The sequence below is a fragment of the Paenibacillus sp. FSL R5-0713 genome (genome assembly GCF_037973325.1).
Taxonomy (GTDB): Bacteria; Bacillota; Bacilli; order Paenibacillales; family Paenibacillaceae; genus Paenibacillus.
Genome location: NZ_CP150229.1, coordinates 5,167,862 through 5,192,084, shown reverse-complemented (window position 1 = coordinate 5,192,084; position 24,223 = coordinate 5,167,862). Strand labels below are relative to the sequence as shown.

22 protein-coding genes are annotated in these 24,223 nt (G+C 46.4%); 18 read left to right on the top strand and 4 right to left on the bottom strand.

The annotated features are described in order from the left end of the window. Positions 1-3: 3 nt before the first annotated feature. Together MKZ12_RS23125 and crcB are read left to right on the top strand one after the other, a co-directional pair. Positions 4-405, top strand: coding sequence for a CrcB family protein (locus MKZ12_RS23125; RefSeq protein WP_339256985.1), 402 nt, complete (start codon positions 4-6; stop codon positions 403-405). Next, positions 402-761 carry a fluoride efflux transporter CrcB gene (crcB, locus tag MKZ12_RS23120; RefSeq protein ID WP_339256984.1) on the top strand — a complete coding sequence of 120 codons (360 nt, stop codon included), beginning with the start codon at positions 402-404 and terminating at the stop codon, positions 759-761. Before MKZ12_RS23125 ends, crcB begins: the two co-directional genes overlap by 4 nt. Positions 762-891: 130 nt before the next feature. Here crcB and mnmA read toward each other — a convergent pair whose 3' ends face one another. Then, on the bottom strand, positions 892-2,016 hold the full coding sequence (gene mnmA, locus MKZ12_RS23115) for a tRNA 2-thiouridine(34) synthase MnmA (RefSeq protein ID WP_150364602.1): 1,125 nt from the start codon (positions 2,014-2,016) through the stop codon (positions 892-894). A 321-nt stretch (positions 2,017-2,337) separates the two neighbouring features. Between mnmA and MKZ12_RS23110 the strand changes: the two genes are divergently transcribed. Beyond that, positions 2,338-2,757, top strand: coding sequence for an Rrf2 family transcriptional regulator (locus MKZ12_RS23110; protein ID WP_062835876.1), 420 nt, complete (start codon positions 2,338-2,340; stop codon positions 2,755-2,757). Between the two features lie 240 nt (positions 2,758-2,997). On the opposite strand, the gene MKZ12_RS23105 is transcribed toward MKZ12_RS23110, so the two are convergent. Next, a complete protein-coding gene (locus MKZ12_RS23105) occupies positions 2,998-3,435 on the bottom strand; it encodes a hypothetical protein (RefSeq protein ID WP_339256982.1) in 438 nt (145 codons plus the stop codon). Positions 3,436-3,566: 131 nt separating this feature from the next. On the opposite strand from MKZ12_RS23105, the gene MKZ12_RS23100 reads away from it, so the two are divergent. From MKZ12_RS23100 to MKZ12_RS23035, 14 genes are all read left to right on the top strand, one after another. Further along, positions 3,567-4,718, top strand: coding sequence for a cysteine desulfurase family protein (locus tag MKZ12_RS23100; RefSeq protein WP_339256980.1), 1,152 nt, complete (start codon positions 3,567-3,569; stop codon positions 4,716-4,718). 164 nt (positions 4,719-4,882) lie between these two features. Next, the gene (locus MKZ12_RS23095; RefSeq protein ID WP_339236963.1) at positions 4,883-5,404 is read left to right on the top strand and encodes a PRC-barrel domain-containing protein; all 522 of its coding nucleotides are present in this window, start codon (positions 4,883-4,885) and stop codon (positions 5,402-5,404) included. A 10-nt stretch (positions 5,405-5,414) separates the two neighbouring features. Beyond that, positions 5,415-5,624: a hypothetical protein gene (locus MKZ12_RS23090; protein WP_017686815.1), complete on the top strand. Its 210-nt coding sequence runs from the start codon at positions 5,415-5,417 to the stop codon at positions 5,622-5,624. A gap of 294 nt (positions 5,625-5,918) precedes the next feature. Then, positions 5,919-6,986, top strand: coding sequence for an AI-2E family transporter (locus MKZ12_RS23085; RefSeq protein ID WP_253440170.1), 1,068 nt, complete (start codon positions 5,919-5,921; stop codon positions 6,984-6,986). Between the two features lie 436 nt (positions 6,987-7,422). Continuing rightward, positions 7,423-10,053 carry an alanine--tRNA ligase gene (alaS, locus tag MKZ12_RS23080; RefSeq protein WP_339256978.1) on the top strand — a complete coding sequence of 877 codons (2,631 nt, stop codon included), beginning with the start codon at positions 7,423-7,425 and terminating at the stop codon, positions 10,051-10,053. A gap of 241 nt (positions 10,054-10,294) precedes the next feature. Next, positions 10,295-10,555 (top strand): IreB family regulatory phosphoprotein, encoded by a 261-nt coding sequence (locus MKZ12_RS23075; RefSeq protein ID WP_036616950.1) that lies wholly within the window; start codon positions 10,295-10,297, stop codon positions 10,553-10,555. Between the two features lie 125 nt (positions 10,556-10,680). Further along, positions 10,681-11,097, top strand: coding sequence for a Holliday junction resolvase RuvX (ruvX, locus tag MKZ12_RS23070; RefSeq protein WP_036616953.1), 417 nt, complete (start codon positions 10,681-10,683; stop codon positions 11,095-11,097). A 12-nt stretch (positions 11,098-11,109) separates the two neighbouring features. After that, positions 11,110-11,412 carry a DUF1292 domain-containing protein gene (locus MKZ12_RS23065; RefSeq protein WP_278298550.1) on the top strand — a complete coding sequence of 101 codons (303 nt, stop codon included), beginning with the start codon at positions 11,110-11,112 and terminating at the stop codon, positions 11,410-11,412. After that, positions 11,413-11,727: a DUF1292 domain-containing protein gene (locus MKZ12_RS23060; protein ID WP_339256976.1), complete on the top strand. Its 315-nt coding sequence runs from the start codon at positions 11,413-11,415 to the stop codon at positions 11,725-11,727. A 75-nt stretch (positions 11,728-11,802) separates the two neighbouring features. Beyond that, positions 11,803-12,843, top strand: coding sequence for an endolytic transglycosylase MltG (gene mltG / locus MKZ12_RS23055; protein ID WP_339256974.1), 1,041 nt, complete (start codon positions 11,803-11,805; stop codon positions 12,841-12,843). Positions 12,844-12,857: 14 nt separating this feature from the next. After that, complete coding sequence (locus MKZ12_RS23050; RefSeq protein WP_339236949.1) at positions 12,858-13,787, top strand: peptidase U32 family protein; 930 nt, start codon at positions 12,858-12,860, stop codon at positions 13,785-13,787. Positions 13,788-13,804: 17 nt separating this feature from the next. Beyond that, on the top strand, positions 13,805-15,133 hold the full coding sequence (locus MKZ12_RS23045; protein ID WP_339256972.1) for a U32 family peptidase: 1,329 nt from the start codon (positions 13,805-13,807) through the stop codon (positions 15,131-15,133). A gap of 240 nt (positions 15,134-15,373) precedes the next feature. Further along, positions 15,374-17,656 carry a methyl-accepting chemotaxis protein gene (locus tag MKZ12_RS23040; RefSeq protein WP_339256970.1) on the top strand — a complete coding sequence of 761 codons (2,283 nt, stop codon included), beginning with the start codon at positions 15,374-15,376 and terminating at the stop codon, positions 17,654-17,656. A gap of 220 nt (positions 17,657-17,876) precedes the next feature. After that, positions 17,877-19,616 carry a penicillin-binding protein 2 gene (locus tag MKZ12_RS23035; protein ID WP_339256968.1) on the top strand — a complete coding sequence of 580 codons (1,740 nt, stop codon included), beginning with the start codon at positions 17,877-17,879 and terminating at the stop codon, positions 19,614-19,616. Here MKZ12_RS23035 and MKZ12_RS23030 read toward each other — a convergent pair. Further along, entirely contained in the window at positions 19,595-20,791 is a 1,197-nt protein-coding gene (locus tag MKZ12_RS23030; protein WP_339236939.1) for an AI-2E family transporter, read from the bottom strand. The two genes, MKZ12_RS23035 and MKZ12_RS23030, sit on opposite strands and share 22 nt — an antisense overlap. A 175-nt stretch (positions 20,792-20,966) precedes the next feature. Here MKZ12_RS23030 and MKZ12_RS23025 point away from each other — a divergent pair, with 175 nt between their 5' ends. Then, positions 20,967-22,370: a polysaccharide deacetylase family protein gene (locus MKZ12_RS23025; protein ID WP_339256965.1), complete on the top strand. Its 1,404-nt coding sequence runs from the start codon at positions 20,967-20,969 to the stop codon at positions 22,368-22,370. A gap of 116 nt (positions 22,371-22,486) precedes the next feature. Here the strand turns inward: MKZ12_RS23025 and ilvD are convergent, their stop codons facing one another. After that, positions 22,487-24,172 carry a dihydroxy-acid dehydratase gene (gene ilvD, locus MKZ12_RS23020; protein ID WP_074096200.1) on the bottom strand — a complete coding sequence of 562 codons (1,686 nt, stop codon included), beginning with the start codon at positions 24,170-24,172 and terminating at the stop codon, positions 22,487-22,489. Positions 24,173-24,223: the final 51 nt, after the last annotated feature.

The following is a 24,223-nucleotide window of genomic DNA, read 5'->3' as shown; positions in this document are numbered from 1 at the left end:
AACATGAAAGAGCTTATGTATATAGGAGCGGGTGGATTTCTTGGGACATTAACCCGATATGCTATACAGTTAGCGATACCAACTGTCTACGGGGGGTTCCCTTGGGCAGTGCTGCTAATCAATGCAATGGGAAGTCTTTTTTTAGGATGGTTCTTTACCATCGCTATTCCAGGCAAAATAACACCACAACTTCGACTGGCAATTGGCACAGGTTTTACCGGCGCATTTACGACGTTCTCCACGTTTACATTGGATATTGTTCGTTTATCCGAAGGGGGCGAATGGGTGAATGCCGCCCTTTATATGATCGCAAGTGTGTTAGCAGGATTAATGCTTTGTGCGTTGGGAATGAGCATCGGACAGCGTATGTTGGGATCGCCAAGACAAGAGGGTGATGCCTCATGATCGTATGGATTGGTTTGGCTGGTGTACTGGGTGCAGTACTGCGTTTCAGTCTAGGCAAATGGGTCTCGGGCTTGCTGGGAACGACTTTTCCATGGGGGACATGGATCATTAACATCAGTGGTTCACTGTTGCTGGGGCTGTTATACGGGTGGCATCAATCGGTAATGATCTCAGATGTAATCTGGGTGATCTGGGGAACCGGATTCTGCGGTGCGTTCACCACATTCTCCACTTTTGGCTATGAAACGTTAGGACTTATGGGTCGTCAACGATACGCTAGCGCGGCGCTCTATGTCGTCAGTTCGGTTGGAGTTGGGGTTTTGGCCTCCTTGGCAGGATTCTGGTTGACTGCATAACGAACTATTTTTATTTATTTTGCAAAGAAAAGCAGGAAAAAAGCCATCCTTCATGGTATACATGAAAGACGGCTTTTTTAATAGGGATACACGGTATTGTGTATAATCCGCATTTTATGGACAAGCTCTATTATTGCATTGCGGGTACAGGTACCTTTTGCACCTGATCGATCGTACCCCCACCCAGACAGATTTCTCCGTCGTAGAAAACAACGGCTTGTCCTGGCGTGATGGCTTTTTGCTGCTGATCAAATTGCACGTCCACACTTCCATCTTCCTGCCAGGTCAGTGTAACACCTTGATCCGGCTGACGATAGCGGAATTTGGCAGTACAACGGTATGGCACATTAGGCATGTGCTCTGTACCAGCAATCCAGTTCACACCCGTTGCGGTTAGACCAGTGGAGTACAGGCTTGCATGGGCATCGCCCTGAACAACAAGCAGTTGATTTTTCTCCAGATTCTTGTCTGCAACGAACCAGGGCTCACCATTGCCTGAACCACCAATGCCAAGACCTTGGCGCTGTCCAAGTGTGTAGTACATCAGACCATCATGGCGGCCTTTGACTTCACCGGTCACGATATCAACCATGTCTCCACCTTTGGCAGGCAGATAGTTACTCAGGAACTCTTTGAAATTACGCTCACCGATGAAGCAGACACCTGTGCTGTCTTTTTTCTTGGCAGTATACAAGCCAGCCGCTTCTGCAATTTTGCGTACTTCCGGTTTGGGCAAGTGACCAATCGGGAACATGGCTTTGGACAACTGGTTCTGATTGAGTGCGTTAAGGAAATACGTCTGGTCCTTATTGTTGTCCACACCGCGCAGTAGTTTGAATGTGCCATCTTCTTCAATCAGACGAGCATAGTGTCCTGTAGCTACATAATCTGCGCCGAGATCCAGAGCTTTGTTCAGGAATTCACCAAATTTGATCTCACGATTACACATGACATCCGGATTTGGCGTGCGACCCGACTTATATTCATCAAGGAAATAGGTAAATACTTTATCAAAATATTCTTTCTCGAAGTTGACAGTGTAGTAAGGAATGCCGATCTGTTCGCATACGCGGCGTACATCCTCTGAATCTTCTTCAGCGGTACAGTGGCCGAACTCGTCGGTGTCATCCCAGTTTTTCATGAAAATGCCGATGACATCGTAACCTTGTTCTTTCAGCAGCAACGCGGTAACAGAAGAATCGACACCTCCGGACATGCCAACGACGACCCGTGTATTTTCAATTGTTTTGGACATCGTTATCACCATTTCTATATATAAATGTGTTTCGTTTCTTATTCTAGCATAACCGGACCCAAGATACGATACACCCGGCCAATTTTGGATAGTGTCCACCACAGACGCACATTTTGGAATATCGTCAATCTTTCTTTTCCATAAAGCATGCAGATATGTTAACATTAGCTGAGGGTTATGATCGGAATACGGAGAATTAGAAAGTTAAAAATGAGTTCTATGAATCTCTGCTGTGGACAGATCGTGAAACAAACGGTCATGGACTACAGGATACAATATAAAGTTTCCAATCGTTACTGAAAATTGAAAGAGGTGACTCCTTTGAAAATATCGACAAAAGGCCGTTACGGCCTCACAATCATGATGGAGCTTGCTGCCAGAACAGGCGAAGGCCCTACATCACTTAAGAGCATTGCCGAGCGCAACCAGCTTTCGGAGCATTACCTGGAGCAACTGATTGCTCCACTACGTAATGCAGGACTGGTGAAGAGCATTAGAGGTGCATACGGCGGTTATATCCTTGCAGGTGACCCTGCAACCGTAACTGCAGGCGATGTCATCCGTGTACTGGAAGGGCCAATCTCTCCAGTAGACTTCACAGAGGAAGATGATCCGGCAAAGCGTGATCTATGGTTGCGAATCCGTGACGGTATTGCGGAAGTGTTGGATTCCACAACACTGAAAGACCTGATTACATTCCAGGATCAAGAGAAAAAAGATAGCTACATGTTTTATATTTAGGGTCATCATTCGCATCGCAGAAGACACACTAAAGCCCCCAACTAGGGGGCTTTAGACATGCCAATAGAGATATTTCAAAAAGTCTGATTTTCTCGGTATTGAACAGAAGACTCTTTGAACACGCACCAATGGGTACTTTGTTCTTCAATTTCTACAGATCACTTCAGGGAAGTAAGGACTATGTATTCAGCCGCGGATTTACAAGTTGGTGAAGTTGAGCTTAACCGGATATCTTGTGAATCAGCGACTTTTTAAAGTTTCTATATCAGCTTCCATGCGTAACTGACGGCGATTCAAAATATCAATGCTGTGCTGATGGGTATTCAATTCGGTAGTTACTTTGCGTTCAGAGGCGGAGTGGGAAGCGTCAAGCCGTTTCGTAACGGTCAATGTTTCCAGAACAGCTTGTTGAAGAAGTGGGATATTCTTGGTTTGTTCATCTATGGTGTCCAATCTGCCATCCATAGTGTCCAATCTGCTATCCATGGTATCCAATCTACCATCCATGGTGTCTAATCTGCTATCCATGGTATCCAATCTACCATCCATGGTGTCTAATCTACTTTCCATGGTAATTAGTCTGTCTTCCATCTTTTCAAGACGTACGTCGATGCTGTCGAATCGTTTGTCCATTTGTTGAAGTTGATTCAGAATCTGCCCGAGAATGGGATCACTCATGTCTCTCTCTCCTTTTTGAAATGGATATAGAACATTATACACGAAGATGCGACAATAGAGCATCCATTTCAATTTCCAATTTGACAGTACGCCATGAGATAGAAATTTAACATATAACGGGGTGGAAATAAATGAAACGAATTTATTTGGATCACGCCGCATCGACACCTATGCATCCACAAGTCGCAGAAGCGATGATGAACGTCATGACAGGACAATTTGGCAATGCATCAAGTATCCATGCCTTTGGGCGTGAAGCCAAACGGACTGTCAGCGGAGCAAGGGATGTCATTGCGGCGTCTTTGGACTGTTTCCCGGACGAATTGGTGTTTACCGGAGGTGGCACGGAGAGCGACAATCTGGCGATTTTCGGAGCAGTCTCAGCAAGGCAAGATCAGGGGAAACATGTCATTACGACCGCAATTGAGCACCATGCTGTTTTGCATACGTGTCAGGAATTGGAGCGGCAAGGTTATGAAGTAACCTATCTATCTGTGGATCGTCACGGTCGAATAAATCTGGATGAATTGCAAGAGGCCATCCGGCCGGATACGGTTCTGATTACCATGATGTTTGCCAACAATGAAGTGGGCACCATTCAGCCGATCCGTGAGGTCGGTGAGCTTGCACGTAAACACAATATTCTGTTCCATACTGATGCAGTTCAGGCTCTGGGTAGCCAGGATATTTCCTGTAAGGAACTTCCTGTGGACCTGATTAGCTTCTCAGCGCATAAAATCAATGGGCCTCAGGGTGTCGGTGTACTCTATGTACGGCGAGGAATCGTGTTGGAAGCAAGAGCCCACGGTGGGTTGCAAGAACGTCAGCGGCGCGCTGGTACGGAAAATATCGCAGGTATTACCGGATTTGCAGAGGCTCTCAAGATTTCATCAGCTCAAAAGGAGACGCATCGTCAGCATGATTTGAAATTGCGCAAACTTTTGTTGGAACAGCTTGAAATCCATGTGGGGACGGAGCACTTTCATGTGAATGGACACGCGGAGCATACGCTGCCGAACATCCTGAATATCAGCTTTCCGGAAGTGTCCACAGAGACGATGTTAATGAATTTGGATATGGAAGGGATTGCTGTTGCAAGCGGTTCTGCCTGCACTTCCGGTTCACTTGAAGTCTCTCATGTGCTCAAAGCGATGAAACTGCCTGAAACATTTTTACATTCTGCGATTCGTTTTAGCTGGGGATTGGGTAATACTACGGAAGAAATCATGATAACCGCCGAAAAAATTGGAACCATTCTTGGACGACTGCGTAATAGACCCTAAGGGGAACTTTACACATGGAACAGAAGGAGGGAAGAAGTTCCATTTCATCGGTTGGATAGAAGCGGTTTTGATGATCGGCGTCTGATTGCCACTCATCAACTTTGGGCATACCTAGCAATAGCGCCGCGCCTATTTAATGATAAGAAGATGAGGGGGACCCAGCGATGAAGCTTCAGGAAATGATCGGACTTGCCGTTTTTGATGTGGAGGACGGGAAGCAGGTCGGTAAAATCCAGGATTTCATTGTGAATGATGATTGGCAGATTGAAGGCATTGAACTTGAGAACAAAGGCCTGTTTACCAATCATGTCAAAATCGTGCAGTGGCAAGATATCGTTGCCTACGGCGAAGATGCCGTCATGATCCGTAATCAACAGGCTGTCCGCAAGACGGGAGCCGACGACATAAAATACACGTACCTCCTCGGTCGGTCTAAATTGAAGGAGATGTCCGTGCTCACCGAAGAAGGTTTGCTGCTTGGGCGTGTCTCCGATGTTTATTTTGACCAAGAGTTGGGAAATACAATAATAGGGATTGAAATTACGGACGGTTTTGTGTCCGATCTGATCGAGGGCCGCAAATGGCTGCCATGTACAAGCGATATGTCTATCGGGGAAAGTGCCATTATGGTACCGTCTCTGAGTGAACAGCGCTTGGAAAATGCCATTCATTCTGTTAATGGATAGGTGAATGAATATGAAATGTCCAAACTGTAGTTCCAAAGATATCGGGAAAATTGGTTCCCACCAGTTTTATTGCTGGGGATGCTTTATCGAATTAACGGTAAACGGTGAGAAAATGTCTGTATATCAAGTGGAAGAAGACGGTACGCTGAGCTCCCTGGATGATCTGTTTTTCGGGGACGAGCTGCCACAAGACTTCCCTCATCTTCACGCTTCTTCTTAATAAGCAGGATAACTTCCTCTATATGCGGTTTCATGACAATGCATGTCATGGGATGCTGTCGTTATATGATGGCACATGTATATAGATGCGGTTACATAATGGTTCGGGTTGCACATGTATGATTATATGCTACCCTTTACTGCAAAATGCGCTTCCTTCTCTGATGAAGGAGGCGTTTTTTGGGGTTTAAGAAAAAATGTTCGAATTGCTCCTTCCACTTCTGCGCTGTGTTAATAAATTTTACCTTTCCTACATATACTGACTCTCAGAGCCAGTCCAAAAGGAGAGATACAAGTGGAGCAATTAACCAAAAACAAGCTGTTCCGTTATGCGATCTGGCTGCTGCTCGGATTAATTATTCTATATTTTATTTGGTTGCTGCGGCCTTTACTGCTTCATATATATGCATTCCTGAAAACAGTGCTGGCACCCTTTATCGTAGCTCTTATCATATCCTATGTACTTAATCCGATTGTCAGCATGCTGGGAGGGCGCAAGGTGCCGCGTACGATTGCGGTACTGCTCATATATGCCTTTTTCCTGACCTGCATCGGTGTCATTCTGATGAATGTGATTCCGGTATTGATTGAACAGCTGGAGGAACTCAACGAGCATATGCCGGAGCTGTCCATGCGTGCCCAGAGCCTGATGAACAATATGGATCACAAATTAATGCCGCCAAGTGTGCGAACAGGCATGAACAGTTGGTTCTTTCAGATGGAGGATCGACTAACTCAGGGCATTACCGTGCTTATGGACAATATCGGGGCGACCATTAATGTGTTATTCAATGTATTCATCGTGCCATTTCTGATATTTTATATGTTAAAAGACTTTGAGGTGTTTGAGCGCACTATAGTGGCATATCTCCCGCGTTCACGCCGTAAAGCGATTGTCTCCGTGATGAAAGAAATTGATACTGCACTGGGGAACTACATTCGGGGCCAGTTTATTGTCTGTGTTATTGTTGGCATCTTTGCCTACATTGGTTATATCGTCATTGATATGCCATATGCCCTGCTGCTTGCAAGCATTGTAGCTGTGTTTAATATTGTGCCTTACTTGGGGCCGTTCCTTGGTGCTGCTCCTGCTGTGGTCATGGCATCAACCGTGTCGTTTAAAATGGTGCTGCTTGTGGTCATTGTGAACACCCTGTGCCAAGTGCTGGAGAGTAACGTTATCTCTCCTCAGGTTGTGGGACGTACGTTGCATTTGCACCCACTGTCCATTATATTTGCACTGCTCGTCGGAGGCGAACTGGCAGGCATTGTAGGTTTAATTCTGGCAGTACCCGTTTTTGCCGTACTAAAGGTGATTGTGCAACACTTTTTCGCCTATTACATCAAACGTAGGATCGACTGATAAATAGGGTTACAACAACAGCTAGCCTGCGTTGACACCCGCTTGTGCTACCGATATAATGAGTGTGTATGTTTAGAACATGAAATCGATGATGAAATAAAGTACGCCGAGGGTTCCTTTCCTCAGAGAATAGACTTCTTCGGATCAGGGTGAACCTGAACTGATGGCTGGAAGAGTCTTGAAAGATGAAGCGGCAGAAAGCTAATTTCGGAGTGCAGGACAACCCTGCCGGGAGCGACCGTTATTTCGCATGAACGAGGAGATTGTTTGTTTATCTACGCAGCAAGGGATAAACAGCAATAACCAGGGTGGTACCGCGATAACATCGTCCCTGATTATTCAGGGGCGTTTTTTGTGTTTATTTTTACAGAAAACAATGTTGACCAACCGGAGCGAATACGCAACGGACTATTATAATTTAATGGGGGCATCCAGTATGAAAGCCAGTGAAATCCGGTCCAAATGGATAGAATTTTTTGCAAGTAAAGGTCACAAAATCGAGCCGAGCGCATCGCTCGTGCCTCACAACGATCCTTCCCTTCTGTGGATCAATGCAGGTATGGCACCGCTCAAGCCTTATTTTGACGGACGTGAGAAGCCGGAGAACCCGCGTCTTGCGAACTCCCAGAAGTGTATCCGTACCAATGATATCGAGAATGTCGGCAAAACGCGTCGTCACCATACGTTCTTCGAGATGCTCGGTAACTTCTCTATTGGAGATTACTTCAAGGAAGAGACCGTAACATGGGCTTGGGAATTCTTGACCAGCAAAGAGTGGATCGGATTCGATCCGGAACGTCTTTCCGTAACGGTATATCCGGAAGATGAAGAAGCCTTCAAACTGTGGAACGAAAAAGTGGGACTGCCTGCTGAGCGTATCATTAAATTGGATGAAAACTTCTGGGATATCGGCGAAGGTCCATGTGGTCCTTGTACCGAGATCTTCTATGACCGCGGCGAAGCTTACGGAAACGACATGAGTGATCCTGAAATGTATCCAGGTGGGGAAAACGAACGTTATCTGGAAGTATGGAACCTGGTATTCTCCCAGTTCAACCATAACAAGGACGGCAGCTACACACCGCTTCCTAACAAAAACATTGATACAGGTGCAGGTTTGGAGCGTTTTGCTTCCATTCTGCAAAATGTGGATTCCAACTTTGACACAGACCTGTTCCAACCGATGATTCAAAGAACAGCCGCTCTTGCGGGTGTGAAATATAACGACAGTGTCGAAATCGATGTTGCACTGAAAGTCATTGCCGATCATATCCGTACCGTTGCCTTTGCAGTAGGTGATGGCGTGCTGCCAAGTAATGAAGGACGTGGATATGTCATCCGCCGACTGCTCCGTCGTGCAGTTCGTTATGGAAAAGTGCTTGGACTCGATCGTCCATTCCTGTATGAACTGACTTCAACGGTTGGTGAAGTGATGGGCATGTACTACCCTGAGGTCGTAGACAAACAAGAGTTTATCGCCAAAGTGATTAAAACGGAGGAAGAGCGCTTCCACGAAACACTAACAGATGGTCTGGCGATTCTGGCTGATATTAGCGGTACTGCCAAATCCGAAGGACGCACGGTTATTAGCGGACCTGAAGCTTTCAAACTGTATGATACGTACGGTTTCCCGTTTGACCTGACAGAAGATTATGCTGCAGAGCATGGTATGACTGTGGACCGTGAAGGTTTTGATGCTTCCATGCAGAAGCAACGTGAGCTTGGACGTGCTGGGCGTCAAGAGAGTGAGAGCATGAAAGTTCAAGGTGGACCACTTGCTGAGCTGGAGGTTAAAAGCGAGTTTGTTGGTTATACTGACCTGTTGACGGAAGCAAAAGTGGTAGCCATCGTCGCTGGTGACGCCCTTGTTGAAACCGTAGGCGAAGGACAAACGTGTCAGGTTGTTCTGGACAAGACTCCGTTCTACGCGGAAAGTGGCGGTCAAGTGAGTGATCAAGGCTTGTTGCGCGGTGCTGGTGTAACAGCGAAAGTACAAGGCTTGTTCAAAGCTCCACTAGGACAACACGTACATCTGGTAACGGTGGAGTCCGGTGAACTGCGTTTAGGTGATGTGATTAACGCTGAAGTGGATGCAGCCAAACGTGGCGACATTATCAAAAACCATACAGCGACCCACTTGCTGCACAAGGCACTCAAAGATGTGCTCGGCACACACGTAAACCAGGCAGGATCGCTCGTTGAGCCACAGCGTCTGCGGTTTGACTTCTCTCATTTCGGCAGCATCACGCCGGAAGAGTTGACAGAGATTGAGCGTCAGGTGAACGAACAGATCTGGAATCGTCTGAACGTAAACATCGAGCTGAAAGCTATTGATGAAGCGAAAGAAATGGGTGCGATGGCCCTGTTTGGCGAAAAATATGGAGATATTGTACGTGTTGTTCAAGTTGGAGACTACAGTTTGGAACTTTGTGGCGGCTGTCACGTAAATAATACTTCAGAGATTGGAATCTTCAAATTGGTAAGCGAGAGCGGAATCGGCTCCGGCGTTCGTCGGATCGAAGCTGTAACTGGCCGTGGCGCATATCTGTATGTGGAAAGCCAGTTGGAACTGCTCAAGCAATCAGCAGCACTGCTCAAAGCAAATGTGGCTGATGTACCTAAACGGATTGAAGGTCTGAACCTGCAACTGAAAGAAGCTGCAAGAGAGACGGAATCCCTGCAAAGCAAGCTGAGTGCCATGGAAGCTGGTCAACTGACCGATCAAGTGGTACAAGCAGGAAATACTCAATTACTGGCAGTACGCGTAGATGCTCCGAACATGGATGCACTGCGTACAGTGGCAGATGAGCTGAAAGTAAAATTGCCTAATGCAGTACTCGTATTGGGTGCTCCGGCGGATGGTAAAGTGAATTTTGTTGTAGCGGTACCTGCTGAACAAGTAAAACAAGGATTGCACGCAGGTAAAATCGTCAAAGAAGTCGCAGCAGTATGCGGCGGCGGTGGCGGTGGACGTCCAGATATGGCGCAAGCCGGAGGCAAGGATGCTACCAAGCTGGATGAAGCGCTGAAACTGGCGGTTTCATTGGTTAGCGGGCATACTGCATAATCCATTGAGCAGCTTATCATCGTCAAAATATAAATCGAAATGGTTCTGTTCATTTGTATTTTGTACCTGAGAACGACTGAAATCCAATGATGCAGTATGCTGAAGCCAGTAAAGGACAAGCAAAAAACACAATTGCCTTATCCTTTGTTTACTTGTGGCAGTCAGAATATGTTATTATATAAACAGAAATCAATTCGGCAGGACATGGTCCCCATGTTCATGCAGGAGCGAGGTGTCATCAATGGACTCCATGGATAAGACGGTTAAATTTAATGTGAAAGGTGACGAACAGGAAGCATCATCCAAAGAGATTCTTCTCACGGTATATGATGCACTGGTCGATAAGGAGTATAATCCGATCAACCAGATTGTTGGGTATCTGATTTCCGGAGACCCGGCATACATTCCTCGTCACAACAACGCACGTAGTCTGGTCCGTAAAAAGGAGCGCGATGAGCTGATTGAAGAGCTTGTACGTTCCTATCTGGCCAATCACCGGTAATGTACGCCGCTTCCGCTGTGTTGCAGCCATGCAGGCAGCGGGAAATGAACCGACAGAATACAGCCTGAAGCTTGAGAAGGCGATGTTGAATCGACCTGAGCAGGCCCCAGGATGGGAGAGCATGGATGAAAATATTAGGTTTGGACTATGGGGACCGAAGAATCGGAGTTGCCGCGAGTGACGCCTTCGGTTGGACTGCCCAGGGATTGGAAGTACTTGAACGCCGCCGTGATGAAGGCGAGTTCGCTCGAATTGCCGAACTTGTGCGTGAGCATGAGATTAGTGAGATCGTAGTGGGACTTCCCAAAAACATGAACGGCACCGTAGGACCGCGCGGTGAGATATGCATTGCTTTTGCCGATCGCCTGCGGGATGAACTGAATTTACCTGTTCACCTTTGGGATGAACGGCTGACAACCATGGCAGCAGAACGTACGCTGATTGAAGCGGATGTCAGTCGGAAAAAACGCAAGCAAGTTGTGGACAAAATGGCCGCAAGCTTGATTTTGCAAAATTATTTGGATGCCAATAGTAGAAGGTGAGGGGGATCAACAATGGCTGAAGATCAACTGGGTATGGAAGAAGAAGCGGAAATCATTTACATTGCGGATGACGAGGGTAATGAAGAGGAATTCGAAGTCATCATGAAGTTTGAAGTAGACGGTTCGGAGGCCAAGTATATGATGGTTGCTCCGGTTGAACCTGAAGATGGCGAAACGGATGTATATGCATTCCGTTATGAAGAAGAGGGCGACGATATCAAACTTTTCGTTATCCAAGATGATGCCGAGTGGGATATCGTCGAGGAGACGTTTAATACATTTCTTGCTGAAGATGATGAAGAGGAAGCGAACTAAATGACGGAATATAGCCGCAAAGACCTGAAATGGACAGATTCACTGCGTCTGGCATTCGGTGCTCATGTTGAGCTCGAGGAAGAGAACGGTAAATCACAACCGTATGACTTGTTGGCTGAGTTCGAAGTGAACGGTCAGCAATATGCGGTGCTCCGCAGTTCGTTGCGACCTTATGACGAGGTTGAACTTCTGCGGGTATTACCTGGAAGTGAGAACCAGATCATGCCAGAGTTAGTTACGATCGACGATGATGATGAGTGGGAGAACATCTCAGAACTGTATGATGAATGTACACTCCCCATTGACGAAGATTAATCAGCTTCAAATTGAAGAAACCGGGAGGGCGGAGAAGTCCGCTCTTTTTGGTTGTGTAAAGGAGTTGTTTCTTTTTTGAAAGGGAAAGCAATAGTAGTCATACTGCTTATCATTGTAGTTCTTGCCGGAGGCGCAGGTGTTTACGTATGGAGTATGATGCGTCCTGTGGAAGCTTCTACAGAACCGGTCGTATTCGAGATTAAGAGCGGATCGGGAACTTCAAAAATCGCGGATCAGCTTCAAGAAGAAGGGCTCATTCGAAGCGGGTTAACCTTTAAAGGGTATTTAAAGTGGAAAAAAATGGGATCTAATTTCATGGCGGGTACATATTCTATGAATCCTGGCGTGACATATGATGAGATTGTTAGCAAGCTGAGTAGTGGTGAAGTGGTACCGGAGGAAATGGTGAAATTCACGATTCCAGAGGGTTATAATGTTCTGCAAATGGCGGGCAAGCTTTCTTATGAGCATGTTCTCGATCGGGATGAATTCATCAAGCTGGCCAATGATCCTTCGGCCTTCGATGTAGATATCCTCAAAGATATTCCAGTGGATGAAGAACTTCGCTACGTATTGGAAGGGTATCTCTTCCCGGAGACCTACGAGCTGAAAAAGGGAAGTTCCACCCATGATGTGATGCAACGTATGCTGGAAGAATTCCAGACCAAGATCAATTCTATCCCGGATTTGGAAGCTAAGCTCCAAGAGAAGAATCTTTCCCTGCACGAGCTGCTGACCATTGCGTCACTGGTGGAGAAAGAAGTTGTAGTGGATGAGGAACGTGCACTGGTTGCAGGGGTAATCTACAATCGGATCAATCAGGATATGAAGCTGGAAATTGATGCTACCGTGCAATATCTGCTCGACAGGCCAAAGGAGCGATTGTATTACAAGGATCTGAAGGTGAAAAGTCCTTATAATACGTATCTGAATAAAGGCCTGCCGCCTGGTCCAATTGCCAGTCCAAGTCTTCCGTCCATTGAAGCAGCACTAAATCCGGAAGCATCGGAGTATCTGTTCTATGTGACAAAAAAGGACGGCTCGTCTGGACATCTATTTGCCAAAACGTATAAGGAACACCAGCAAAATATAGCCAAAAGTAAGGCTGCGCAATAAGCGGAGGGGATTATATGAGTAAGAAACATGAACTGCTCGTTACAGCAGCGAATGTGAAAGAGGCAGAAGTGCTGCTCCAGGCTGGAGCAGATGCTCTGGTCATTGGAGATGATCGATTCGGTATGCGTCTTCCAGGCAGCTTCAGCGTGGAGGAGACAGCAGAGGTGGTTGCCATTGCAGCCAAACATCAGGCGCGGGTGTATGTATCCATGACGAATCTGATGTCCAACGAGCTGTTGAAAGAATTGCCCGAATATGTTCAATCACTTGGCAGAATCGGTATTGACGGTGTGGAATTTAATGATCCATCCGTGCTGGCTACCATGAAGGAATATGCTCCACATGTGAAGCTGCATTGGAATGCGGAGATGACTTCGACGAACTATGCAACAGCTAACTATTGGGGGACCAAAGGAGCGAGTCGCGTTGTGCTTGCCCGTGAGTTGAATATGGACGAGTTGACGGAGATGGTTCCTTTTCTCAAGGTGGAAGCTCAGGTTCAGGTACATGGCATGACGAATATATATCACTCCAAGCGTAGCCTGGTGCAAAGTTATATGGCTCATCAAGGACGGCCAGTCGAGGGACACTTGGGTAAAGAACGTGGATTGTTCCTGATCGAGGCTGAACGCCGGGATGAGAAATTCCCGATCTATGAAGACATTAACGGCACACATATTATGAGTTCGGAGGATATATGTATCCTCGAAGATCTTCATCTGTTGATGGAGGCGGGTGTACACAGTTTCAAAATTGAAGGTATCCTAAAATCACTAGCCTACAATGAAGCTGTTGTACGTGCATATCGGACAGCGATTGACAGTTATGTTGCCGATGCTGACGCATATGCGTTCTCCGAAGAGTGGCTCGATGAGGTACGGGAGTTACAGGATCCTGAACGTGAATTGTCGTTTGGATTTTTCTATAAAGAACAAGTGTATTAATAGACGAGGTGAACAGAATGGAAACAGTGGCGGTACAGCGGAAGTTCTCGGGTAAACGTAACCGTCTGGACAAACCGGAGCTGCTAGCTCCGGCGGGTAATCTGGAAAAACTGAAATTTGCAATCCATTACGGTGCAGATGCCGTATATATCGGTGGACAGGCCTATGGACTGCGTTCCAACGCGGACAACTTCAGCTTTGAAGAGATGCGTGAAGGTGTGGAGTTTGCCAAAAAGTATGGAGCCAAAGTGTTCGTAGCGACGAACATCTATGCACATAATGAGGATATTGAGGGTATTGAAACATACCTGCAAAATCTCTATAATGCTGGAATCTCTGCGATCATCGTAGCTGATCCTGCTATTATTGAAGTAGCCCTGCGTGCTGTGCCAGGTCTTGAGGTACATCTGAGTACGCAACAATCCACACTCAACTGGCAGGCTGTGAAGTTCTGGAAAGATGAAGGACTTCCACGGGTTGTTCTCGGACGTGAGACCAGTTTCGAAGAGATTGAAGAGATCAAGGCAAATGTGGATATTGAAATTGAAGCCTTTATTCACGGGGCAATGTGTTCCTCGTATTCCGGACGTTGCGTGCTCTCCAACCATTTTACGGATCGCGACTCCAACCGGGGCGGCTGTTGCCAGTCTTGCCGCTGGAAGTATGATTTGTTTGAGGATGCGAGAGAAGATGCAGTGTGGGTTAGCGAAGAGGACGTGCAGATGAAGACACCTGCACCATTCAAACTGGGTGAGAACCAGCTTCCCCTGTTCCAGGAACAGGATAATTCATTCTCCATGGGATCAAAGGATCTGTGCATGATTGGCCATATTCCCGAGTTGATTGATGTGGGTGTGGACAGTTTCAAGATCGAAGGACGTATGAAATCGATTCACTACGTGGCAACCGTGGTTAACGTATATCGTCAAGCCATTGATGCCTATATGGCAGATCCGGAGAATTATGTTCTGAAACCTGAATGGGTTGAAGAAATGAACAAAGCGGCGAATCGCCCGCTGAATACCGGGTTTTTCTATGATACACCAGACCATGAAGATCATATCTATGAACCGGAAGAAAAAGCTGTACCTTTTGACTTCGCTGGATTGGTTATGGGGTATGATGCCGAAACAGGAATGGCAACCATTCAACAACGCAATCACTTCAAACCAGGACAGGAAATCGAATTTTTTGGTCCGGGAGGTCACTTTTTCAAACAGGTGGTCGGCGAAATACAGGATGAAGAAGGCAATGTTCTAGATGCTGCTCGTCACCCTTTACAGCTGGTTAAAATGAAAGTGGATCAGCCGGTTTCGTATTTTGACATGATGAGAAAAAAGAAGTAGGTTCAAATACCTACAATGTGCCAAAATAGTATTATGATTTAACAAAATAGTGTTATGAAATCAACAGGAAGGACCTCCGTTATCGGCATATGGGGGTCTTTTTTTTATAGAAAAATAGGAATAAAGTTGTAAAAAATTTCTGGGAAATGAAAGGTGAACGAAGAAAGCTGTCGAATACTACATAATTATAGGGGAGAGACACAAAAATCTAACAAGTAAATAACTGGCAGGTGAATGGGATTGGTTCAAAAGAAGCAGAAAGACAGTGGAGAGCAAGTGACAAAAGATGAGCAGGTTAATCCTGAGCAGGTTCAGAAAGTGAAGAAAGAAAAAGTAGGTAAAAGTAAAATTACAGGGAATGGGAAAAAATTACTTAAGCTTGATCGTAGTAAACTGAAGCTGGGCTGGATCAAGACCGATTGGGTAAAGAAACAATTCAAAAACCGGGATTGGAAAAACCTTGGGGGAGCTTCTTTTAAACAAATTAGGAAGGCAAATCCGGTAAAATCCGTAGGGGTTAAACTGTTCTTGATCTTTTTTGCGGGGATCATGATTTTTGTAGTGAGTTTGGGTCTATTATCCTATTCAAAAGCCAAGGGTACGATAGAGAAAAATGCTTCGCGTGCCAATCAGGAGACCATTGATCAGACCAAACAAAAAATGGACATTATTTTGGAGAGATTTGTGGATACATCCACACAGATTTTCTTTGATCCGGAAATGCAGTCCTTGCTGCAAAAGATGTCAGATAAGAATCTGACTGCGTATGATACATTTGTGAATTCAAGTTCAATCAACAAGCAACTGTCCAATGTTGCATTTACAAATAAATCTATGGAAGCGATTTATTTGGTGCCTACAGACGAAACAAAGTCCGTTATGGGTACGGGCAACAACAGTTCATCCATGGGCGGTATTCGTCAGGAAGCATGGTACACTGAGTTGATTGAGTCGGGCGGTTATCGCTGGCTTCCAACCGAGGTCAAGGAAGATGGCTCAACGCCAACGTTCAAAATTGCACGTTCCATGAAAAACTTGCAGGGGACTACTCAGTCGTATGTTCTGGTTATTGAGCTGAAGCTGGAAGTTTTGGAGGAACAATTGAAATCGCTTGATCTGGGGCCAGGAGCTGTTCTTCAACTGATTGCTCCGGATAATAAAGTGGTCGCATCCTCCATCTCGGATGGTACGGGACAAGATACAGATCTTGCATTTGTCAAAGAGTTGACCGAACCAGCAGGTAGCACGAATACGAAGTATCTTGTAGATGGAAAATCTACGGAAATGCTGGCTGTATACAGCACGATGGATACATCCAATTGGAAACTGGTTGGTATGATACCTACCTCTGTGTTGGTTCAGGATGCAAAAGGCATTCTGACCCTGACCTTGTGGATGGCGCTGGTTGATGCGGGGATTGCAGTATTGATCGGGGTCTGGATGGTGCGTATGTTTGCTCGTCCACTCGGCAAACTGAAAGACTTGATGCAGGAAGGTGCTAAAGGTAATCTTAAAGTTCGAACACCGTACAGCTCCCAAGATGAAATCGGTCAGCTCTCTACCGCCTTTAATCTGATGATGGAGCAGATTACGAAGCTGGTTGAACAAACGAATCGTTCTGCGCAGGAAGTATTGGATACGGCGTCTGAGCTGAGCAGTGCATCCAAGAAAACGGCTGTATCCGCTTCGGAGATTGCCGTAGCCACAGAAGAGATCGCAGGCGGTGCAGGCAGTTTGGCAACCGAAGCGGAACGTGGCAATGAATTAACGGACAATATCTCTCGTCAGATGCAGAGTGTAATCGCTACTAATGAACAGATGGGTGATTCTGCTCGTCATGTAGAGAAGTCCAGTCAGACAGGAACACAACATCTGAATCAGTTGATGACCAAAACTCAGAAGACAGAAGAAATGATTGGTGCACTGGTGAATAAGGTAGATTCGCTGAAAGAGAGTACATCCTCTGTTCTTAAAGTGCTTGAAGTGCTGCAAAATATCACAAAACAGACGAATATTCTTTCCCTGAATGCAACCATTGAAGCAGCACGTGCCGGTGCAGCCGGACGCGGATTCATGGTGGTGGCTGATGAGGTCCGACAGCTCGCGGCTCAATCCAGACAATCCATTGAAATGGTTGGAGAGATCACAGACAAAATCATGACCGAAATGAACGAGACCGTGGATGCTTTGTCTGAAGCCTATCCGTTATTTAAGGAACAGATGGATGCGGTTAAAGATACCAACGTCATCTTTGCTTCTGTGCAGGAACAGATGGGGGCATTTGTGGAGCGTCTGGGCATGGTGACAGGTTCCATTGGAGAATTAAACCAATCTCAAGCTACGTTGTCTGAAGCCATGAGCAATGTTAGCGCTGTAGCTGAAGAATCTTCTGCAACGTCCCAAGAAGTAGCTTCCTTGAGTAGTGAACAGCAAAATATCAGTAATCAGCTGGTAAATCTGTCTGGTAAGCTGGAGAATGTGTCCACGGAACTGAAAGAAACGTTGTCACGCTTTACGGTGTAACAAAAAAATAAAGCATATCCGTGAAATATGCGGATTAATATTGCTAAGGAGCCTGTCCCGTACATGGGACAGGCCTTCTTGCTGTTTACCGGATAATTCCAAGCTGTATTAGCAATAATATGTCAAAACGACAAAGGGTGAGACTGGGATGCATCTCCTTGCGAAACGGCGAATCTATATAGCTTGTATTATGCTAACTCTTGTCTTTGGATTGCTTATATTGCGATTGGGATGGGTCCAGATCGTTCAGGTGAATCAGACGATGCCTGGATTTCACCGAACGGTACGTGAAATGTCCGTATTGCAGCGTGAACGCGGGGTGATGTTAGATCCGGGCCGTGGACAATTTACGGATTACAAAGGTGAGGCATTGACGGGTAAGCTGCAATGGGGCTTGGTTCTTTTCCCACAGGCAGTGCCATCAGGTAAACTACGCAAGCAAGAGGCATTAGAAGGCTCAGAGATGACGCAGTTGGCAGCTATATTACATACCGATCTGGATCAATTGAAGAAGGAATGGAATCGGGAAAATGCACCTCATTTCTGGACAGCAGGTGCAACTCAGCCTGTTCATTTGACAGCTGCTCAGGTGGAGTGTCTGCGTAATCTGCACCTGCAAGGAGCGGGTATCTATCCAATGATGACAAGGTATCTTCAGGGGCATACGGGAATGCAGTGGATGGGTTATCTGGCTGAACAGCCTGAGTCCTCCAGAGCTCTAACTGGGCATCAGGATGAAGTAAAACAGCCATTTGCCATGAAATCAGGGGCAGCTGGACTGGAGAGGACACTAGAACCCCTGTTGAGGGGAATTGGTCCTACGCTTGTATCACGTATGGTCTCGGGTAGTGGGGAGATTATCCCTGAAATTCAGCCGCACGTTATTGCACCGGCCAATGGCCATTATCCTTTACGTGTAGAAACGACTGTGGATGCCAAGTTGCAGCGTGGATTGGAGCAGTTGACAGAAGAAGCTGGCTTACAAGAAGGGGCCGTTGTTGTGTTAGATGCGGCTAACGCAGATGTTCGCGCCATGATTTCAAGTCCATTCTATCAGCCACAACATGTGGACCCCAAACAATCGGCCTGGGGAAATCGTGCAGTACAGGGAGCCGTCCCGGGTTCCATTTTCAAAATTGTCACTGCGGCTGCTGCGCTGGAATACCATGCGGTTTCTCATGGAGAAGAATTTCATTGTGGTGGTGAGTATGGAAAGTATGGTTTGTCCTGCTGGAAAGAGCATGGGCATGGTAACCTGAATCTGGAACAAGGATTTGCGGAGTCTTGCAACGTCGTATTCGCGGAAACGGCGCGCAGGCTTAGCATGGAGCAACTGGAGAACACGGCAGATCGTCTGGGACTGGCGCGACCTGTTGGTTGGGAGGGGAAAAAGATGGCAGGAATGCCCGTCTTGCGACACTTTGATCACGAAGATCACGGGCGTGTGCGAACAGAGGCTGTTTCTTCTGGTGATGAAGGTGCGAAAATACAGACAGCCATTGGTCAGCGAGATGTGCTGGTCACACCGCTGCAAGCCGCCAATCTGATTGTGACACTATTACATGATGGAAAGGTTAGTGCCCCACGTCTCGTTGAGAGAATCCGATATGCGGATGGTGGCATCATGCTGGAGATGCCATTGCATGATTCTCCTTCAGCCGCAGGGCAGATTGCTCCCGCAACTGCGCATAAACTGTTATCCTGGATGAATAAGGTAGTCCGTGAGGGAACAGGAAAATCCCTGCAGCATGCGCAGTGGCAAGTTGCAGGGAAATCAGGTACAGCTCAGGTACAGAAACATGGGGAGAAGCGTAATCATCAATGGTTCATCGGTTATGGACCGATAGAACAACCCAAGTACGCCGTAGCTGTGCTTGTTCAAAATGTCTCTCCAGACAGCCATCATCAGGCGACAGCTCTCTTCAGGAAGGTCATGGACTATTTGGCTGGGTCCTCGTGATCCTTCGCAGGAACAGGCGTATGCATCGCGGACTCGGCAGAACTCGTTGAGGCCGTGCTAACGGGCGGGTCCATAACCAATGGAGAAGATTCAAATTCATCTTTTGGCAGGTGAATCCACTTTTGCAGGTACCCTTGTTGTAATAATTCTTTCAAAAGGATCAGCAGCACTGGAGATAACACTACACCAGCCAGGCCGAAGATCGAAAGGGAGATTAGCATGAACGAAAGCATCAAGTACGCCGAAGATACACCAATCGAGTTACCCGATATCTTCGGTTCCAACAATTGTCGTGTCAGCATCGTCACTGCCAGAATCACAATCAGGCCGATGGCCAGGCTGCTATTTCCTATAATGAACAAGTAGATAATCCATGGAATGAATACAACAGGAACCCCTAGCAATGGTACCAGATCAAAAACTGCACAGACGACTGCAATGGTAAAGGCGTTAGAGGTTCCCAAAATCAACAAACCTGCATAAATCAATACGAACGTAATGAGCATCATGATCATCTGTGCCTTCAGATACGAACGGATCGTCTTGAACACGTGATTACGCATGAATTCAATAGCTAACTTCAAGGTTTTAGGCGTCTTCGCACGGGCAAACTTGCGCCAGGATTCAATCTCGATACTGAGAAAGAAGGCCAGAATAATCGCAATTCCGAAGTTCGTAATAAATGAAGAGAATGAACTGAGGAAACCTACAATGAATTGCGCTCCGCTCGTTACCCATTTGGAAAGAAAGCCGGTCAGTGTTGCAAAATAATCATTAGCTTTATCCATAATCCCATCAGGGAGAGCGTCTGACTTGTCCTGGATGAATAACACCAGATTGGTAAACTCACGCTGTATCATTTCAATGTATACAGGAAAATTATCTTGAAGATTGGATATCTGTGAGATAATAATCAAGCCCACACCAAAAAAGGCCGCGATAATTATCGCGAGAAATAACAGGACGGATATGGCAGCTCCAAGCGTCTTGGGCAGTCCTTTGCGATGTAGAAATTTGGCTAATGGCTCAATCATCCAGTACACGATAAATGAGAGAAAAACCGGTGCAGCGATTTGATATAATTGGCTAAAACTGTACATGATGACGTACACGGTTAATACGAGTAAAGCGATATCAAAGACAGTTCGCCCGTATTTTTTGTAAAGCGGTAGCATGGACATGGCTCCTTTGCAGGCAGATCATTATAATGTATATATTGTACACGATAGCTATCTTTTTGGGAAAACAGGATTCAAGAAAAGTCTGAACTATGATAAAATTAAAGGCGGTTTATTTTTGATAGTGCCATAGCGCACCGTAATTCAGCAGGAGAAGTGGGGAGCTTGCAACATGACAACGATACTTCAGAGTATTCTACTGTGGTTATTGTATCTTTCATCCTTTTACGCCTTTATTCCAAGTTTGATCAGCAGGATTTTCGGTTTTCGTGTATTTAGACGGGGGAGAAGTGATACACAATTTGCATTAACGTTTGACGATGGGCCAGATCCGAAGTATACGCCGAGATTGCTCGATCTGCTTCGTCAGCATCAAGCAAAAGCAACATTTTTTGTCGTGGGAGAACATGCCGCGAGTCATCCTGAACTCATTCAGCGCATACATGACGAAGGCCACCTTATTGGCATTCATAATTATATTCACAAGACGAACTGGCTTATGCGGCCGCGTACGGTTCGTGACCAGATTCAGCGAACAGGTCAGATTATCCATGAAGTAACCGGTGTGAAAACTTGTTTTTATCGTCCACCATGGGGCATTATGAATCTGTTTGATTTTTTCAGCAAGAAAGAACGAAAGATTGTACTATGGTCTTCCATGTTTGAAGACTGGAGAAGCCGAGTAGGTGTCCAGCGACTGACCGAACGGATGCTGAAGGAGTTAAGAGGCGGAGAGGTCATGCTGCTGCATGATCGAGGAACGACTCTTGGTGCTGATGCACACGCGCCGGAGCAGATGCTTCAGGCGCTGGAAGTCGTATTGCAGGAAGCTGAAAGGCTGGGTCTGCAAAGCGTACGTGTCGACACGTTGATGGGAGGTGTTACAGTGAGCGAATCTCAGAACAAGAATCAACCACAGACAACGTTAAAGCTATGGAAGCGGATCGTTGTTGCCTTATGGCTTGGCTGGGAGAAATTGTTCCACTGGGTATATCATCTGCGGACGGCTTCGCCCGAAGATCCCATGTTACACTTTCGATCTCGTGTATATCACGGAGCACGAATGGAGATGAGCGATGGCCATGTCATCCAAAACGGAGATCCGGTCATTGAATTGCATTTTGACAATCAGAAGTTATTCGAACTTGGAGTGACTTCGCGTTCAAGTATGCATTTGGCTATTCGCATGATTCGTACGATGGAACAGCAATTGCCGGATTTGGCACATATGGTGGCGCTCGATCCTGAGTTACGCTCTGCCAAAGCCATATACGGTGTAAGTATGATAAACAGAGGTCCTGAAAAATTTGGATTTACCATACAAGAATTGCCCCCTGGACCGTTCAGCGCTGCATCCAAAGTATACCTTAAACTGCTCTTAAGTGTGATCCATCCGGCAGGAACCAAACGCTTGAAACAGCGTACAGAACAATTGGTACCCAAGATGATTGCCATGCCGCTGGATATATTGTTGGAACGTTACGGTCAACATACGACACAGGTGGCTGCAACGATAGAAGAATCCAGAGATGAATCGTTGTTAATTGAACAAGAGATATTGCCAGAGCGGAATTAAACGGACTAATTACACCAACCAGCAAAAGAAAAGGGTTGCCCTTCGCCAGATTTGGCAGAAGAGCAACCCTTTATTTATTAGATTGTTTCCAATAGGTCAAGTATGGAATACGTAAATTAGATACTCAGTACGCCACCATTGCTTGCATTGGTAACCAGTTTGGAATAACGAGCCAGGTAACCGGTTTTTACTTTCGGTTCAAAGCCTTTCCAACCTGCGCGACGACGTTCAAACTCTTCGTCACTGATGTGCAATTCGATGATACGGTTGTTCAGATCCAGCTCGATGATGTCTCCTTCTTCAACAAAGGCGATTGGACCACCTTCAGCTGCTTCTGGTGAGATATGTCCGATACTGATTCCGCGGGATGCGCCAGAGAAGCGTCCATCGGTGATCAGACCAACTTTGGCACCAAGCCCCATACCAACGATCTGGGAAGTAGGAGCTAACATCTCAGGCATACCTGGTCCGCCTTTTGGTCCTTCATAACGGATAACAACAACATGTCCTTCTTTTACTTTGCCGTTAGCAATGCCTTCGAGCGCTTGCTCCTGGGAGTCAAAGCAGATAGCAGGACCTTTGTGGTATCCACCAACCGAAGCATCAACCGCACCAACTTTGATGATAGCGCCTTGTGGTGCAAGGTTACCAAACAATACAGCCAGGCCGCCTTTTTCGGAATGCGGGTTATCCAAGTGGTGAATGACATTGGTATCCTGGATTTCTTTTCCTTCAACGTTCTCGCGAATCGTTTTACCAGTAACCGTAATACAATCCCCATGAATCGCGCCTGGTTTCTTGAGCAATTCGTTAAGCACTGCGCTTACGCCGCCTGCATTGTGAACGTCTTCGATGTGAAGATCGGAAGCTGGTGCAAGTTTAGCAAGATGCGGAACGCGGTTAGCTACTTCATTGATGCGTTCGATTGGGTACTCGATGCCCGCTTCATGAGCCAGTGCCAGCGTGTGCAGTACTGTATTCGTAGATCCACCCATCGCCATATCCAGAGCAAACGCGTTATCGATCGCTTCTACAGTAACGATATCACGTGGTTTCAGATCCATTTTGATAAGTTCCATCAGTTGTTTGGCAGATTGTTTAACAAACTCACGACGCTCAGGAGCAACAGCCAGGATGGTTCCGTTACCTGGCATCGCCAGTCCCATCGCTTCAGCCAGACAGTTCATGGAGTTTGCTGTGAACATACCGGAGCATGATCCACAAGTTGGACAACCGAACTGTTCAAGTTCAAGCAAGCTCTTATCATCGATTTTACCTGCTTGGTAAGCACCTACGCCTTCAAATACGGAAGTCAGGGAAAGAGCTTTACCATTGCTGTCGCGACCGGCTTTCATCGGTCCACCGCTGACAAACACGGTAGGGATATTACAGCGGAGTGCACCCATCATCATGCCGGGTGTGATTTTATCGCAGTTCGGGATACATACCATGCCGTCGAACCAGTGAGCAGATACAACGGTTTCCACGGAGTCCGCGATAATGTCACGGCTTGGCAGCGAGTAACGCATACCAATGTGTCCCATGGCAATTCCGTCATCTACCCCGATGGTGTTAAATTCGAATGGAACGCCACCGGCTTCACGAATAGCATCCTTTACAATTTTACCGAATTCCTGAAGGTGGACGTGGCCGGGCACGATATCGATGTAAGAGTTACATACGGCAATAAATGGCTTGCCGAAATCCTCTTCTTTAACGCCCGCTGCGCGGAGCAAACTCCGGTGCGGTGCACGGTCAAAACCTTTTTTGATCATATCGGAACGCATCTTCTTGGCTGACATGGTGTGTTTCCCCCCAAATATATAATATTGAGCAACATGAATGGAAAAGTA

Coding starts and splice junctions, on each gene's coding strand:
- MKZ12_RS23100 (WP_339256980.1), top strand. CDS start 3,567: ATGAAACGAATTTATTTGGATCACGCCGCATCGACACCTATGCATCCA.
- MKZ12_RS23050 (WP_339236949.1), top strand. CDS start 12,858: ATGAGTAAGAAACATGAACTGCTCGTTACAGCAGCGAATGTGAAAGAG.
- ilvD (WP_074096200.1), bottom strand. CDS start 24,172: ATGTCAGCCAAGAAGATGCGTTCCGATATGATCAAAAAAGGTTTTGAC.
- crcB (WP_339256984.1), top strand. CDS start 402: ATGATCGTATGGATTGGTTTGGCTGGTGTACTGGGTGCAGTACTGCGT.
- MKZ12_RS23060 (WP_339256976.1), top strand. CDS start 11,413: ATGACGGAATATAGCCGCAAAGACCTGAAATGGACAGATTCACTGCGT.
- alaS (WP_339256978.1), top strand. CDS start 7,423: ATGAAAGCCAGTGAAATCCGGTCCAAATGGATAGAATTTTTTGCAAGT.
- MKZ12_RS23030 (WP_339236939.1), bottom strand. CDS start 20,791: ATGCTACCGCTTTACAAAAAATACGGGCGAACTGTCTTTGATATCGCT.
- MKZ12_RS23095 (WP_339236963.1), top strand. CDS start 4,883: ATGAAGCTTCAGGAAATGATCGGACTTGCCGTTTTTGATGTGGAGGAC.
- MKZ12_RS23025 (WP_339256965.1), top strand. CDS start 20,967: ATGACAACGATACTTCAGAGTATTCTACTGTGGTTATTGTATCTTTCA.
- MKZ12_RS23090 (WP_017686815.1), top strand. CDS start 5,415: ATGAAATGTCCAAACTGTAGTTCCAAAGATATCGGGAAAATTGGTTCC.
- MKZ12_RS23105 (WP_339256982.1), bottom strand. CDS start 3,435: ATGAGTGATCCCATTCTCGGGCAGATTCTGAATCAACTTCAACAAATG.
- MKZ12_RS23125 (WP_339256985.1), top strand. CDS start 4: ATGAAAGAGCTTATGTATATAGGAGCGGGTGGATTTCTTGGGACATTA.
- MKZ12_RS23075 (WP_036616950.1), top strand. CDS start 10,295: ATGGACTCCATGGATAAGACGGTTAAATTTAATGTGAAAGGTGACGAA.
- MKZ12_RS23045 (WP_339256972.1), top strand. CDS start 13,805: ATGGAAACAGTGGCGGTACAGCGGAAGTTCTCGGGTAAACGTAACCGT.
- ruvX (WP_036616953.1), top strand. CDS start 10,681: ATGAAAATATTAGGTTTGGACTATGGGGACCGAAGAATCGGAGTTGCC.
- mnmA (WP_150364602.1), bottom strand. CDS start 2,016: ATGTCCAAAACAATTGAAAATACACGGGTCGTCGTTGGCATGTCCGGA.
- MKZ12_RS23065 (WP_278298550.1), top strand. CDS start 11,110: ATGGCTGAAGATCAACTGGGTATGGAAGAAGAAGCGGAAATCATTTAC.